7 protein-coding genes are annotated in these 15,976 nt (G+C 72.2%); all 7 read right to left on the bottom strand.

Features of this window, described 5'->3' with window-relative positions; genetic code table 11:
• Window positions 1-119: 119 nt before the first annotated feature.
• On the bottom strand, window positions 120-2,840 hold the full coding sequence (locus JHW38_RS10490) for a hypothetical protein (protein WP_207525847.1): 2,721 nt from the start codon (window positions 2,838-2,840) through the stop codon (window positions 120-122).
• Window positions 2,841-3,164: 324 nt separating this feature from the next.
• On the bottom strand, window positions 3,165-4,304 hold the full coding sequence (locus tag JHW38_RS10495) for an OprO/OprP family phosphate-selective porin (RefSeq protein ID WP_207525848.1): 1,140 nt from the start codon (window positions 4,302-4,304) through the stop codon (window positions 3,165-3,167).
• A 323-nt stretch (window positions 4,305-4,627) separates the two neighbouring features.
• On the bottom strand, window positions 4,628-4,774 hold the full coding sequence (locus tag JHW38_RS10500) for a hypothetical protein (protein ID WP_207525849.1): 147 nt from the start codon (window positions 4,772-4,774) through the stop codon (window positions 4,628-4,630).
• Between the two features lie 289 nt (window positions 4,775-5,063).
• Window positions 5,064-6,179, bottom strand: coding sequence for an acyltransferase family protein (locus tag JHW38_RS10505; RefSeq protein ID WP_278249811.1), 1,116 nt, complete (start codon window positions 6,177-6,179; stop codon window positions 5,064-5,066).
• Complete coding sequence (locus JHW38_RS10510) at window positions 6,176-6,736, bottom strand: chemotaxis protein CheW (RefSeq protein WP_207525850.1); 561 nt, start codon at window positions 6,734-6,736, stop codon at window positions 6,176-6,178. Before JHW38_RS10510 ends, JHW38_RS10505 begins: the two co-directional genes overlap by 4 nt.
• Before the next feature lie 194 nt (window positions 6,737-6,930).
• Entirely contained in the window at window positions 6,931-9,066 is a 2,136-nt protein-coding gene (locus JHW38_RS10515; RefSeq protein WP_207525851.1) for a chemotaxis protein CheB, read from the bottom strand.
• Window positions 9,059-15,937 (bottom strand): Hpt domain-containing protein, encoded by a 6,879-nt coding sequence (locus JHW38_RS10520; RefSeq protein WP_207525852.1) that lies wholly within the window; start codon window positions 15,935-15,937, stop codon window positions 9,059-9,061. The genes JHW38_RS10515 and JHW38_RS10520 overlap by 8 nt, the downstream gene beginning before the upstream one ends.
• Window positions 15,938-15,976: the final 39 nt, after the last annotated feature.

The following is a 15,976-nucleotide window of genomic DNA, read 5'->3' on the forward strand; positions in this document are numbered from 1 at the left end:
AAGGAAACCGCTCCGTCAGCGAAAGGCTTGCAGGCAGAGGCGTCGTGGTTGCGGATTCGCGGTCGCGGCTTGCGCCGCTCCTACAGGGGGCCTCGGCGGCGGAAGTCGGGCGCGCGGGCTCAGGCCGCGGGCCAGGCGATGCGCACTTCGGTCGAACGCCCGGGCACCGTCACCAGCGACACCCGCGCGTTCAAGCCGCGCAGACGTTCGAGCAAGGACGGCAGGCCCAGCCCGCGGCCGCTGGCGCCTTCGGCCTGCGGCGCGGTGGTGATGCCGGGTTCGAACGCTTTCAGGATCGTCTCGCGCTCGCTCAGTTGCGCAGCCTGCGCCGCGCTCAGGCCGCCGTCGCGGACCAGCGCCGCGCGCAGCCGCACCAGGTTGACGCCGCGGCCGTCGTCGCGCACGCACAGCAGCCAGCCCTCGCGCTCGTCGAAGCTCAGGCCCAGGCGCACCAAGCCGACCGGGTCCTTGCCGATCCGGCGTCGCATCGACATCGACTCGATCCCGTGCAGCACCGCGTTGGCGACCAGTTCCATGCCGAGCTCGCGCAGCATCGCCGCCTGCGCGGCGTTCAAGCGCGCGAACGGTTCCAGCGCGGCTTCGACCCGCACCGCCTTGCCGTGCGCGCCGGCCAGGCGGCGCGCCAGCCCGCCCCATTCGCCGAACATCGCCTTGTCGGCCGGCAGCGCGCCGGGGCCGTCGCCGGACAACGCCAGCAACGCGGCCCAGGCGGCCGGGTCGTAATCCTCGCCGGCGACGGCGCCGAGGCGGGTCGCGGCATCGGCTTCTGCGCGGCGTTGCGATGTCAGCACTTGTGCGTCTATCGCAGCGGCCGCGTCCGGCTGCGCGGTCGTCGCAGCGGGTGCGGCGGGGCGCTGCGGCTCGAGCGGCGGCTGGGCGGGGTGCTGCAGGGTTCGTACCTGCGATGAATCTGGCGTGCCATGGATTGGCGTTGGAACCGCGGGCGGTATGGGTTTCGAGGTCGCGGCGGGCGTTGGCGCGGATGTGGATGTGGATGTGGATGTGGATGTGGATGTGGATGTGGGTGTGGATGCGGGTGCGGGTGCGGGTGCGGGTTTCGATGCCGATGTCGGTGTCGGTGTCGGTGTCGGTGTCGGTGTCGGTGTCGGTGTCGATGCCTTCGGCGAATTCGACATCGCCTCGAAGTTGCGCACAGGCGGCGCGGGCGATTGAGCGGGCGACGCGGGCGAAGCCGCGTTCTCGTCAGTCTTGCGCGGCGGAGGCGGCGAAACCGAGAGCGGCGCCGGCGTGCGCACAGGGCGTTGCGCAATCGGCGTCGGCGTCGGGTGCGTTGGCGGCGCAGACAGCGGTGTCGGCGGTGGACGCAGCGACGACGCGGACAGCGGCGGTAGTGGACGCGCAGCCGTTTCGGCTGTCGCCGCGGTGCGCTCCGGGATCGGCCGGGGCGTGGGCGGCAACGATGCAGCCTGCGCTGCCGGCACGCGGTCGGGCGGCGCAGATGTGGGCGTCGCAGGCGCGGGTTGCACAGGCGAAGGCGGTGCGGGCGCAGGCGAAGGCGGCGCGAGAGAAGCCGGTCGCGCTTCGGTCGCCGCAGTCGCCGCAGGCGCCGCGGGAACTCTGTCCGCCACAGTCAGTGCCGATGGCGTCGTCTTCGCCGCCGGTAACGCCGGCAACACCGGCGGCGTGGACAGCGCCTGCCGGCGCGCCACCGGCGCAACTCGCCGACCGCGTCCCTCGCCCTGCTCCGCCGCCGCGGGGACCGCGTCCTGCGCGACCGCGCTCGCGCGCGCAACGCTGACGCGCGCATCCAGGCCGGCGAGAAACTCGCGCAGCGCCGCGATCCGCCCGGTCAGCGTTTCCAGGTCCGCGGCCAGGCGCGCGTCCGCGCCCGCGGACGTGCGCTCGAACTCGGCCAGATCGCGTTCGAACTGGCGCGCCGGCGTTTCCAGCAGTTCGAGTTCGACGGATGCGGCTTCGCTGCCGATCGTGCGCGCCTGTTCCAGCAACGCGTCGAGCGCGGCCCGGCGCTCGGCCGTGCCGGCGGCCGCGCGCAACCGCGGCAGGCCGGCCTGCGCGCGCCGCAGCGCGGCTTCGGCGCGGAACAGGCCGCCGCGCAACGGCGCGCCGCCGCCGGCGCAGGCGCGCAGCAGGCCGTCGAGTTGGCCGCGCAGGCGCAGCCGCGTGCCGGCCAGTTCCTGCGCCAGACGCAGGCGTTCGCCGATGTCGCCGACGATCACCAGCAGATACGCCACGCGCTCGCCGCTGCGCACCGGCTCGAAGCGGAAGCCCAGTTGCAGCGGCCGCGACGGCGATCCGGGCAGGACGATTTCGGCCAGCGGATTGGGCCCGGCCGGCGGCCCGCCGCCGCCCGCGGCGAAGCGCTGGCGCAGATGGACGCGCAAGGCTTCGGCGGCGTCCGCGCCGAGCATCGGCCGCAACGCTTCGAGCAGGTTCATTCCGGGCCAGAGCTTGCGTTGCAGCACGCCGAACAGCGACGGCGACACCGGTTCGCGAATGACGAAGTCGGCGTCGATCAGGCACATGCCATCGGGGCAGGCGCGCAGGACGCGCTCGCAGTGTTCGCGCCGCTGCGCCTGTTCGTCGCGCTGCCGCTGCAGCCGCCGCGAGTGCGACCGCAGCAGCAGGCAGGCGCCGGCCAATAGGGCCGCGCCGACGATCATGCAGGCGGTCGTGGCGGTCGCCGGCGACGGCGCAGCGACATCCATCGCGCCGACGAAGGCCGCGCCGAAGCGCAGCGTCGCCGCCGCGGCGACCAGCGCGGCGCCGACGGCCACCGCGGCGGCCGCGACCGGCACCACCCATCGGCGCGCTTGCGGTTCGTCTGCGTTTTCGGACATGGCCCTGCTCCCTGCGCGCGCCGTCGCCGCGACGGCGCGCGCCGTCAATCGCGAAGGCCGGCTCCGACCGCGCGGCACGATCCCGCGGCGGCGTTTTATCCGGGGGGAACTCCACCGTCGCCGGCGCGCGGCCGGAGCCGCCTTCGCGAACCTGCGCGGCCGCCCGGCCGCTCGATCCTCTACTCCCCGCAGCGATGCGGGCCCTGCTGTGCAACCGCCGCCCTGCCTCGGCGGCGCCGAACGCCGGCGCCGAGGGCGGCGGCCGGTTCCTGCATTGCGCCGCGGCGTCCGCGCGGCAGTGCGCGGACGCCGCGGTCGGCGCGGTCAGAAATAAATCTGCGCGCGCACCTGAGCGATGTCCGGGTCGAGTTCGACGCCGCGGCGGCGCGCGTCGGTCCACACGTAGTTGAACTGCAGCTTGAAGTGCTGGCCGAGGTACCAGTTGGCGCCCACGGTCCAGTCGCTCTGGCGGCCGCCGAGCGCGGTGCCGGGGTCGTCCAGGTCGACCCGCGAATAGCGCAGCGCCAGTTCCAGCGCGCCCCACTCGCGCGCCGGCACCGCGTTGCCGAACGCGGCGCCCTTGTAGCTGCGCTTCTCGCCGGTCAGCATCCACGCCGCGGCGGCGTAGTAGCCGTCGGCGCTGTAGTCCGGCGCGCCTGCGCGCTGCGCGCGCAGGCGCAGGTACTCGCTTTGCAGCAGCAGCGGGCCGCGCTGCCAGATCGCTTCCAGGCCGAGCCGGTCGATGCCTTCGACCTGCTTCAGCGCGCCCGAATCGACCAGCCGGCGCGGGGTCAGGAACGCCTCCGGACGCACCTGCACGCGCAGGCTGTCGTCGTCGCGCTTCTCGTTCGACATGGCCACGCCGAGGTGCAGCACCTGGGCGTCGTCCTTGATCGGGTTGAACACCACGCGCCCGCCGAGGGTGCGGCCCTTGTTGTCGCCCAGCAGGTCGCCGCCGGCCTGGACGGCCAGGTTGAAGTACCAGCGCGGGACCTTGTCGTAGGTCCAGTCCACGCCGAGGCGGCGGCCGGCGTAGAACGCGGTGACCGGCAGCGCGCGTTCCATGAACGTCGTCGCGGTGGTGCCGACCGCGCTTTCCTCGTAACCGACCGGGCTCTTGAACTGGCCGACGCGCAGGTCGCCGCCGGCGCCGGAGAAACGGAAGAAATTGTCGAGCCAGACCTCGTTGCGGAAGTCGTAGCCCAGGGTCAGCTCGAACACGCCGGGCTTGCGCACGTAGGCGTTGAGTTCCTGCCGGCGCCAGGCGTCGTCGTCGGCGAAGCCGGTCCGGTCGAAGTCGACGTAGTCGTAGCTCAGATTGCCCTTGAGGCCGGCTTCGATGCCGGAGTCGCTCACGTACTTGACCGGCCAGTCGCCGAGCACGCTGTAGCCCTTGTCGCCGGCCCAGGCCGACGACGCCGCCAGCAGCGGCAACAATCCCCATCCCACTCGTTTGAAACGCATGCAGCCTCCTTGAGGCTTTAACCAGGATTCGTGTCGCAGGCGTGCGGGAGGGCGCCGCGGCGCCGCGTCGGTACGATCCGACGCGGCGCCGCCGGCACCATTCGGCAGGCCCTTGCCACCGGCGCACCCCACGCGCGGTCGCCCGCCGTTGCGCCCTCCCCTTGCCCGTTGCTTTCGCGATGCGGAACGTGTCGCGCATCGCATCGCGAGATAGTTCCGGCGCGCTTCGATAGCGAGTCGAACGGGGTCTTGTCCAGCGCGAAAAACAGCAAAGTCGTTGTTTGCGCGCGAACGCACACCTGTTCACGCACGTGCGTTGTGCCTCATGCGGATAGTTCGCGCATCGTTGCATCGGTGCCGCCGCCGATAGCGTGATCGGCTTCGTTCGCGCGCGGGTTCGCTATCGCAATCGATGGCGCATCAATGCACTGGCGCATCGGCGGCGGCGCGGCGCAATCGATGCGATGCATAAATACGGTGTCTATTCGTCGTGTGAGGTCACGCACATGCAAACCTGCAGGCGCTAAGCATCTGCAGGGACAGGTCCGATAAAAAAACTTCGCGAATCGCGGCGCAACGGCGGCGCCGAATGCGATGCCGGTCGCTCATCGTTCATCTTGTGCGCGAACCGATGCGTTCGTTCGGTGGCCGGCATACGTCGCCGATGCACAGATCCCGCGCATGCGGCCCAGCCCGGATCCGGCGGGCTCAGATCTCGAAGCAACTCAGATCTCGAAGCAGCTCGGATCTTGAAGCAGCTCAGATCTTGAAATAGATCCGCCGCGCATCCAGCGCGCGCACCACCAGCCACCACACCGCGACGAAGGCCACGGCGAACGCCAGCGACGGCAGGTACGGGCCGAAGCGCGGCGTCATCCAGTCGGCGAAGCCGTGGCGGTAGACCGGCTCCAGCCACTTCAGGCCCATCAGCAGGTACAGCAGCAGCGCCGAACCGCCGTAGGCGGCGATGGCGTTGACCCCGAACGCGCGCCCCAGCGGCGGCCAGCCGCGGCGGTCGACGAGCGTGTGGCACAGCGCCAGGATCCAGCACGACCAGCCGCCGGCCCACAGCACATAGGCCGGCGTCCACAGGTTCTTGTTGATCGGTTGCGCCAGGCCCAACGTCCAGCCCGCGGCCAGGCAAGCCGCGCCCGCGATCAGCAGCGCGCGCACGTCGCCGCGGCGCAGCCAGTCGCCCGCGCGCAGGCCGAGCAGCGCGGTCGCCAGCGCGCCGAGCGTGGACACCAGGCCTTCGGGATCGTGGCCGCGGCCGCTGGCCGGGTCGATCTGGTAGACGTGCGCGCCGAGGATCGAAAAATCGATGCGGCTGGCGAGGTTGACGAACGGCTCGTAGCTGCCGCCCGCCGCAAGCAGGACGAAATAACCGGCCAGCAGGCCGCCCCACAGCGCCCATTGCGCGCGCGCCGACAGGTACAGCGCGATGCACGCGGCCGCGGCGAAGCACACGCCGATGCGTTGCAGCACGCCGGGCAGGCGCAGGTATTCGCGGTCGGTCACCCACATCGCGATGACATGCAGCAGCAGGCCCAGGCCGACGATGCGCAGCGCGCGCCACAGCGCCGGGCGCAACAGCGCCGGCGCGGGCGTGCCGGCCTCCAGCCGCGGCAGCAGCGCCAGCGCGATCGACACGCCGACGATGAACAAAAACATCGGGAAGACCAGATCGGTCGGAGTGAAGCCGTGCCACTGCGAATGCAACAGCGGCGCGTAGACGTGGCTCCAGTCGCCGGGGTCGTTGACCAGCAGCATCGCCGCCACGGTCAGGCCGCGCAGGGCGTCGACCGAGGCATAGCGCTTGGGCGCGGGCGGGCGCGCGGCGGAAACCGCCGGCGGCGGCGCCGGCTCCGCGCTCACGCGGCTTGCGCGAGGGCTTCGCCGATCATCGCTTCGACCGCTTCCAGATCCGGCAGCAGCGCGGCGTCGTCGTTGAGGCGCACCCGCGCCTGCACGCCCAGCGGCATGACTTCGTCGTCGCGGCTCTGCAGGTACAGGCCGGACGCGGACACGGTGACCAGACGCGGGAAGCCCTGGGTCAGCATGGCGAAGTACGGCAGGCGCGACGCGGCGCTGAGCGCCTTGAGCACCACCACCTTGCTGCCGAGGCCGCCGGGTTCGCGGGCCAGGCCCGAGAGTTCGCCGAACGCGATCATCGGCAGGTTCCAGCCGCGCCAGCGGATCTGCCCGAGCAGCCAGCGCGGCGCGTTGGCGATCGGCGCCGGCGGCGCGTACGACAGCACTTCGGCGATGGTGGCGTTGGGCAGCAGCAGGCGCGCGCCGGCGACCTGGACCAGCACGCCGCGGATGTCGATCGGCGCAGCGCCGTCGCTGCCGCCGTCGTCGGGCGCGGCGCCGGTTTCGTCCTGCACGCCCTCGGCCGCGTCGGCTTCGTTGTCGGGGATCGGATTGGACATCGCGCTTTCCTCGCCGCGGCGTGCGGCTCTTGGCTGGCCCCGCCGCGCGGAGCCGGTGATTGGCAACAGCGGCGCGCGCATGCGCTGCCGCACAACATCATCCACTGGTTGCACCGCCGGCGCGCCGCGCATCGCTGCGCCTGCGGCCGCCTTCGTTCGACGCGACGCGGGCCGCGCCCGCGCCGCGCCTGCGCTCAGACCGGGCTTTGCCGCGACCAGCGCGCCGCCAGGCGCGCGGCCAGATCGCCGGGCTGGCCGCTGAGCGCGCCCTGGGCGATCGCGGCGCTGGCGGCGGCGGCGTCGTAACAACCGTCCGGCGCCTGCCCCGCGACCAGCGCGCCCTGCGCGGCCAAGGCCATCGCCGCGTCGACCTGGGCCGCGTCGGCGCCGCTGAACAACAGCACCGCGCTGTCGCCGGGCGGCAGCGCGGCGAGCACGTCGGCGCCTTCGGCGAACTGGATGCCGCTGTCGGACACTTCGATGCCCAGCCCCGCCGGCAGGATGTAGATCACCCCTTCGATGGTGCGGGTGCCGGCTTCGGCGAGCTTTACCAGCACCGGCGTGGCGCGCTGCATCTGCGCGACCAGCTTGTCGTAGCGGCCGCCGTCCAGGCGCTGTTGCACCAGCACCGGGCGGTCGAAGTTGTCCGGCAGCGCGCCGAGCAGCTGGCGCACCGCATCGGGGCCGCCGATGCCGGCGAGCACCAGCACCGCGCCGTTGCGGCCGCCGCCGAGCTCGGTCGGCTGGTCGGCGACCAGTTCCAGGCCGGAAATGCGCCGTTCGATTTCTTCCAGGTCGTGGCGCGGCGCCGGCGGCGCATGCGCGCCGCTCTGGCCGGTCGCGGCCTCGACCAGGCTGGTTTCGTCGGCGAACGACCAGTCCGGCACCGACGGCGCCGCCGGCGCGGGCGCCTTGGGCGGGGCCGGGGCGAGCTCGTCGCTGGCGAATTCCAAAGAGGTGTCGAAGTTGCGCGGCGGCGCGGCCGCGGGCGCGGCAGCGGGTTCGTCCGCCGCTTCGGGATCGTGCAGGGCGAAGGCAGCGTCGAGGTCGACCAGTTCGCGCACCTGGCCCGGCGCCGGCGCGCGCCACATTTCCATGTCGCCCAGGCCGGTCTCGTCGAGCGGCGGCAGCGCGGCGTCGCTGGCGTCGGCCTGCCAGTCGTGCGCAGCGGCGTCGTAGGCACGCGCCTCGCCCGGCACCTGCGCCGAATAGTCTTCGGCTTCCAGGCTCAGGTTGGAGAAATCGAAATCGTCGCCGTCGCCGCGGCGCGGCTCCTGCGATTCCAGGCCCAGCGCCTGGCGGGCGAAGAATTCGCGCGCCTCGTCGGGCAGTTGCGGCGGCTCGCTCAACACGCGGTCGCCGGCCGAACCGATCGGCGCGACCCGCTCGAGTTCGCCCAGCGATTCGGCGCCGAACGACAGCGGATCGGCCGGCGCTTCGGCCGACACCGGATCGAAGCTGACGTGCGCTTCGGGCGCCGGCGGCAGTTCGTCGGCGTCGTAGGCCGGCAGCGCTTCGACCGCTTCGATTTCCTCGATGTCGCCGTAGTCGGCGGCGTCGAAGCTCAGGCGGGTCGGTTCGGCGCGGTCGGCTTCGGCCGCCTTGGATTCGATGACCTCGGATTCGAAGCCGATCGGATCGAAGCCGGCGTTGTCGGCGGCGCCGGCGTCGAGCGCGAGGCCGTCGCCGCTGTCGTCGAACTCGAGGAACTGGCCGTCCGCGTCCGGCGCTTCGGCGTCGTCGGCCGGCTCCAGGCGCGGCTCGGCGGCGGGCTCGGCGGCAGCCGGCGCGCGCTCGTCGTGCGCGGCGGCGGCCGCGGCCGGACCGGCGGCGGCCACGGCGCCCGGACGCACGAACGCCAGCACGTTGTCGCCGGCCGGGATCTCGTCGGGCTGCTGCGCCAGCGGCGAACCTTCGTGCTCCGGCTTCTGGAAGCCTTCGGCCTGCAGCGACGGCGGCGTCTGCGGCTCGGGCTCGCGGCCCGGCGGCAGCACGTCGTCGTGGCGGTGCAGCTTGGCGCTGAGGTGGCGCGCCCAGCGCGCCGCGTCCCAGCCCTCGCGCGAGGCGGCCAGTTCGGCCTCCTCGAAGATCACTTCGATCGACGGGTCGACCAGCAGGTTCTCGAACCGGTCCAGCGCGTCCTCGGACGCGGGATCGAGCACGACCACGACCACGTCGGGATCGGCCGCATCCAGCGCCTTGGGATCGAGCACGGTCGGATCGCCTTGCAGGACCAACTGCGCGCCGGCCTCGGCCAGCGCTTCGCGCAGGCGCTCGCAGGCCACGCCCGCGCGCGCCAACAACACTACACGACGATCGCCGTCAGACATGGGGACGCGCGATTCCCAGCAATTCGAAAACGTTGCGGATCAATTCCGGCTCCTGGTAGGGCTTGCCGAGATAGCGTTCGACGCCGATCTCGAACGCGCGCTGGCGGTGCTTCTCGCCGCTGCGCGAGGTGATCATCACGATCGGCACATGGCGCAGGATCGGATCGGCCTTCATCTGCGTGGCCAATTCGTAGCCGTCCATGCGCGGCATCTCGATGTCGAGCAGCATCAGATCGGGCACGCGCTCGGCCATGCGCTCCAGCGCGTCGATGCCGTCCTTCGCCGTCGCGACTTCGAAGTTATGGCGCTCCAGCACGCGGCCGGTGACCTTGCGCATCGTGACCGAGTCGTCGACCACCATCACCAGCGGCACCTTGCGCGCTTCCGTCGGCAGCGCCGGCGGCGGCGCGTTGAGCGCGAAGTCCAGCAGCTGCGCGGTACGCCGGCGCACCAGCGGGGCGACGTCGAGGATCACCACCACGCGGCCGTCGCCCATGATGGTGGCGCCGAAGATGCCCGGCACCGACGCGATCTGCGGGCCGACCGGCTTGACCACGATTTCGCGGTTGCCGATGACCTGATCGACCGACACCGCCGCGCGCAGGTCGCCCGAGCGGATCAGCAGCAACGGCATCTGCAGCTGGCCTTCGGCCTTGGCCGGCGCGTGGCCGACCAGCACGCCGAGGTCGTGGACCAGGTAGTCCTCGCCGCCGTAGCGGTAGGCCAGATCGCCCTGGTCGAGCAGGTCGCGCGAGAGCCGGCCGACGCCGCGCACCGAGGCGATCGGCACGGCGAAAGTGGTGTCGCCGATGCGCACGAACACCGCCTGGGTGACCGCGAGCGTCTGCGGCAGGCGCAGGGTGAAGCGCACGCCCTGGCCGGGCGTGGACTGGATGTCGAGCGCGCCGCCGAGCTGGCGGACTTCGCTGGCGACCACGTCCATGCCGACGCCGCGGCCGGCCAGGCGGCTGACCTCGTCGGCGGTGGAGAAGCCCGGCTCCAGGATCAGCATGTCCAGGTCGGAATCGGACAGCACCGCATCGCTGCGGACCAGCCCGCGTTCCTCGCCGCGGCGGCGGATCGCCGCGCGGTCCAGGCCGGCGCCGTCGTCGGCCACTTCCAGCACGACTTCGGAACCTTCGCGGCGCACCGCGATGCGCACCGTGCCCTCGTCGCCCTTGCCGGCGGCGCGGCGCTTGGCCGGGGTTTCCAGGCCGTGCGCGACCGCGTTGCGCAGCATGTGTTCCAGCGGCGCGGTCATGCGCTCCAGAACGTTGCGGTCGAGTTCGCCCTGGGTGCCTTCCAGCTTCAGCGCGACCTGCTTGCCGAGTTCGCTCGAGGCCTGGCGCACCACGCGGCGCAGGCGCGGCAGCAGCGTATCGAACGGCACCATGCGCGTGCGCATGAGGCCTTCCTGCAGCTCCGAGCTGACGCGCGACTGTTGCAGCAGCAGGGTTTCGTACTGACGGGTCAGGTCGTCGAGGGTGATCTGCAGGCTGTTCTGGTCGGCGGCCGATTCGGCCAGCGCGCGCGAGAGCTGCTGCAGGGTCGAGAAGCGGTCGAGTTCCAGCGGGTCGAACGAATGCTGGCCGGCATCGCCCTCGCGCTGGTAGCGCGCGATGATCTGCGCTTCGGTTTCGATTTCCAGGCGGCGCAGCTGGTCGCGCATGCGCAGGTTGGTCTGGGCCATTTCCGCGATCGCGCCGCGGAACGCGCCGAGCTGCTGCTCCAGGCGGGCGCGGTAGATCGCGACCTCGCCGGCGTAGTTGACGAGCCGGTCGAGCAGGTCGGCGCGGATGCGCACCTGTTCCTGCGGCGCGCGCACGCCGATGTCGTCGTCGTCGCCGAGCGGCTGCTCGACGATCGGCTCGGACAGCGGCTTGAGGCCGTTTTCGTCGAGCTGCGGCTGCGCGATCGCCGGCGCGGCGGAGCCCTCGTCGCCGGCGCCGATGGTCAGCTCGCCGCGCGAACGCGCTTCGAACACCGCGATCAGCGCCTGCGGCATGGCGATCGCCTTGCGCTGGCCGACCCGGGTGATCATCGCGTGCAGGCGGTCGAAGCCGCGCTCGAGCAGGACGACGCTGTCGCGGCCCAGCTCGGTGCGGTGGTCGACCACCGCTTCCAGCAGCGATTCCATGACGTGGCCGAGTTCGCCCACGGCCATGATGCCGGCCATGCGCGCGCCGCCCTTGAGGGTGTGCAGGTCGCGCTGCAGGCCGACCAGCAACTCGCGCTCGCCCGGGGTTTCGCGCAACTGCGCGAGCAGGCCGTCGGAGTGGTCGAGCAGGTCGCCGCCTTCTTCGACGAAGATGTCGACCAGCTCGGGATCGAGCTCGCTCAGGTCCAGGGTTTCTTCCGGATCCGGATCGGCGTGCGCGGCGTGCGCGAACGCAGCGGCCAGCGCCGCGGACACGCCGGGGATGGCGTGGCCGGAGCCGGCGGCAGCGGCGGTATCGGCGGCGCCCGTCGCGGCGAGCGAATCGCCTTCGTCGTTGGCGGCGGTGTCGGCCGGCTGCGCGTCCACGCGCGCGTCGTCCAGCGACGCGCCCGGCGCGGTTTCTTCGGTTTGTTCGGTTTGCTCGCGGGCCAGACGCTCGGCGGCGTATTCGGCTTCCAGGCGCTCGTATTCCAGACGCTCGGCTTCGGCCTGTTCGGCGGCGATGCGCTCGGCTTCCAGACGCTCGGCTTCGGCCTGTTCGGCGGCGATGCGCTCGGCTTCCAGACGTTCGGCTTCAACCTGCTCGGCGGCGATGCGCTCGGCTTCCAGACGCTCGGCTTCGGCCTGTTCGGCGGCGACGCGCTCGGCTTCCAGACGCTCGGCTTCGGCCTGCTCGGCGGCGACGCGCTCGGCTTCCAGACGCTCGGCTTCGGCCTGTTCGGCGGCGATGCGTTCGGCTTCCAGACGTTCGGCTTCGGCCTGCTCGGCGGCGACACGTTCGGCTTCCAGACGTTCGGCTTCGGCCTGTTCGGCGGCGAGACGTTCGGCTTCCGCGCGCTCGGCTTCGGCCTTCTCGGCGTTCTGGCGTTCGGCCTCGGCGGCGTACTGCGCTTCCAGACGCGCGTACTCCAGGCGTTCTTCTTCGGCCAGTCGCGCGGCCTCGGCCTGCTCGGCGGCGACGCGTTCGGCTTCCAAACGTTCGGTTTCGGCCTGCTCGGCGGCGACACGCTCGGCTTCCAGACGTTCCGCTTCGGCCTGCTCGGCGGCAACGCGCTCGGCTTCGAGACGTTCGGTTTCGGCCTGTTCGGCGGCAACGCGCTCGGCTTCAAGACGTTCGGCTTCGGCCTGCTCGGCGACGACGCGCTCGGCTTCCAGACGTTCGGCTTCGGCTTGCTCAGCGGCAACGCGCTCGGCTTCGAGACGTTCGGCTTCGGCCTGCTCAGCGGCAGCGCGCTCGGCTTCGAGACGTTCGGCTTCGGCCTGTTCGGCGGCAACACGCTCGGCTTCCAGGCGCGCCGCTTCGGCCTGCTCGGCCGCAAGGCGCTCGGCTTCCAGGCGCTGCGCTTCGGCCTGTTCGGCGGCGAGACGCTCGGCTTCGGCACGCTCGGCCTCGGCCTTCTGCGCCGCCAGACGCTCGGCGACCAGGCGCTCGGCTTCGGCCTGTTCGGCGGCGAGGCGTTCGGCCTGCTGACGTTCGGCTTCGGCGCGTTCGGCGGCGATGCGCTCGGCTTCGACGCGTTCGGCCGCGGCCTTGGCCGCCGCTTCGCGTTCGGCGCGCGCGCGCGCTTCGTCGCTCTGGCCCAGCGAGCCGGCGAAGGAGGCGAAATCGATGGTGAATTCGGAGGTGCGGCGGCCGTCGGTCCGGCCGGCCGGCACTTCGGCGGCGGCGGGGCCTTCGCCCTGGAACGCGCTGAGGTCGTTGACGCTGAGATCGTTGGCGGCGGCATCGGCCGGCGCGTCGAAGTCGAGGTCGTCGACCGGCATCGGCGCGCGCGCGTCCGGCAGGCTGTCGCGCAATGCGGCCAGGCGCTCGGGCAGGCCGAGGAACATCGGCACGTGCGGGCTCGCCGACTTCAGCGCTTCGATGGTGGTGCGGATCGCCGCGGCGACCGCGTCCATCGCGGCCACGCCTTCGGCGCTGGCCGGCGCGCCGCTGGCGAGCAGGCGCTTGACGTAGGCCTCGGTGGGACCGGTGACGTCGGTGATGACCGGCACTTCGGTCATCGCGAACGCGCCGTTCATGGTGTGGATCGAGCGCTGCAGCGCGTCGTTGGCCGGCTGCGGCTTGACCCGCGAGGCCTCGAGCCAGGATTCGATCGTGACCAGATGGCCGGCGACTTCGCCGTCGAGGATTTCCAGCAGCACCGGATCGACCGAGGCCGGCACGTACGGGCCGTCGACCAGCGGCTTCGGCGCCGCGGCTTGTTCGGCCTGCGCTTCGGCCGCCGCGGCGGGCGCGGCCGGCGGCTGGTAGAACGCTTCTTCGCCGCTGGCGAGCAGGTCGGCGTGCGCTTCCAGGCCGGCGATGTCGACGCTCAGCGGCGCTTCGTTGCGCAGCGCGGCGTAGAAGCCCGGCAGCGCGCGGAACGCATGGTCGACCAGGTCCAGCACTTCCGGGCTGGCGACGCGGCCGTGTTCGCGCACGCGGTTGAGCAGGTTTTCGATCTTCCAGCTGAACTCGCCCAAGGTCTTGGCGCCGACCAGGCGGCCGCTGCCCTTGAGGGTGTGGAAGACGCGCCGCACCGGCTGCACGCGGGCCAGATCGTCCGGCGCTTCGCGCCAGGCCGGCAGCAGTTGTTCGAGGTTGCCGATCTCTTCCTCGAATTCCTCCAGGAAGATCTCGCGCACTTCGTCGTCGATGTCGTCGACCTGTTCGAAGCCGCCGTTGGCGCCTCCGGACGGGATCAGGAACGACGGCGGCGACGACGGCACCGCTTCGACCAGCGAGGTGTTGACCAGGCCGCCGGACACGCGCTCGGTGAAGTCGGCCGGCGCCGGGGGCGGCTGGGTGGGCTCGGCGTCGAACGCGGAGGCGTACTGGGCGGCGCCGTGCTCGGCGTCGAGCGAACGCGGCTCGCCGTCGGCGCGCTGCGGCGCTTCGATGTCGGCCAGGCCCCATTCGGGCGCGACCGGAATCTGCGGCGGCGTCTGCGCGGCCGGCGCTTCGGCCGTGGCCGGCGCGGCGGCGTCGTGCGCGGCGGCTTCGGCCGGCGCGGCGACGGGTTCGACCCGGATCACGTCCGGCAACGGCCAGTAACGCAGCGCTTCCAGACTCTGGCGCGCGATGTCGAGGATGTCGTCGCGGTTCGGGCGCTGCTCGCGCAGCGCTTCGAGGTAGTACTCCAGGCTGGCCAGCGCGTCGGCCAGGGTGTCGAGCTGCTGGCCGCTGGGCACGCGGCGGCGGCCGATCAGTTCGACTTCGGTGTAGCGCTTGACCCCGGTCAGGTAATCGGCGGCCAGCGGCAACTCGATCATGCGCAAGGCGCCGGCGACTTCGTCGAGCACGCGCGGCACTTCGCTGAGTTCTTCGTGGTCCCACTTGGTCTCGACGAAGGCGACGAAGGACTGGCGGGCGTCGCCGAAGTTGGCGATGGCTTCGCGCGCGACCACGTCGAGCACCTTGCGCGCCTCGCCGGCGAGCAGGTCCTCATCGCCCTTCTCGTCGGCCAGGCCGAGCCGGCTGACCTGATCGTCGAGCGAGGCGTCCACGTACAGCAGCGCGCCGGCGACGTCGAGCAGGGTGCCTTCGTCGGCGGCGCGGCGGCCGTCGACGATGTCGTTCATGGCGTCGCGCTGCTGCAGCACGACGGTGCGGGCCATGCCCAGGCCCATCATGCCGAGGGTGTCGCTGACCCGCGCCAGCGCCTCGACCTGCGGGCGCAGTTCGCCCGGGTCGGTCTGGTTGGTGCGCAGGTGCAGGTCGAGCGCGTCCTTGACCCGCAGCAGGTCTTCCTTGATCGCCGCGGCGACGGTGTCGAGCAGCGCACGGTTGCGGCCGCTGAGGCTGCCGCGCGCGTGTTCGAGTTCGGATTCGCTGGGCAGGTGCGCAGCCAGTTCGAAGGTCTGGCGCAGATCGTCCAGGGCCGGATGGCGACCGTCGCTGTGGGCGACGTGGTACAGCAGCTGACGGGTCGGTTCGGCCGCGGGTTCGCCGCGCGGCGCGCTGAAGCCGTCGTCGGACAGCATCTGCCGCGCTTCGCGCTCGACGCCGCCGAACGCCTGACGCAGCGCGCGGGTCGGCGGCAACGCGCCGTCGCGGACCGCGTGGGCCACGGCCGAAGCCACCCACAGCATGCGCCGCACCGGTTCCAGCACGGCTTCGGCGAGCAGGCCGTCGATCGCGGCGGCCAGTTGCACGACCTTGCCCGGCGCGCCGTCTTCCGGCCACGCCGCCAGCGCTTCGCGCAATGCGGTCAGGTGCGGGGCGCTGGCGTTGCGGCCGCCGGCCGCGCCGACCGGCAGCGGCGGCGGCAGGTGCGCCGGCAGCGGACGGTCGAGGTTCGGCGCGAACAGCACGCTTTCGCTGAGCCCGGCTTCGCCGCGCGTGGCGCGCAGCTCGTTGAGCAGCGGCAGCAGCACGATCGGGATGTCGCGGTGGCCGCCCTGCAGGCGTTCCAGGTAATCCGGCAGCAGCACCACGCCGCGCATCAGCGCGGCGCAGGCTTCGTCGCGGTCGTGCACGTTGCCCTGCTGCAGGGCCAGCGCCAGCCGCTCCATTTCTTCGGCGACCATCGCCGGCGCGTACAGCTCGACCATGCGCAAGGTGCCGTGCACCTGATGCAGATGGGCCGCGCAGGCGCGCATGCGCGCGGCGTCGGCGGGATCTTCGGCGAACGCCTCGATCTCCTGCCGGGCCTGACGCAGGGTTTCGTCCAGCTCGGGCTTGATCCAGCCCAGCGTGGTGGTGTCGATAGCTTCGCGCAGGGCGGTCATGGCGCGCGGCGCCCGTCAACGCGGGCGCGTCGCAGACGC

The sequence above is a fragment of the Lysobacter enzymogenes genome (assembly GCF_017355525.1).
GTDB classification, from domain to species: domain Bacteria; phylum Pseudomonadota; class Gammaproteobacteria; order Xanthomonadales; family Xanthomonadaceae; genus Lysobacter; species Lysobacter enzymogenes_C.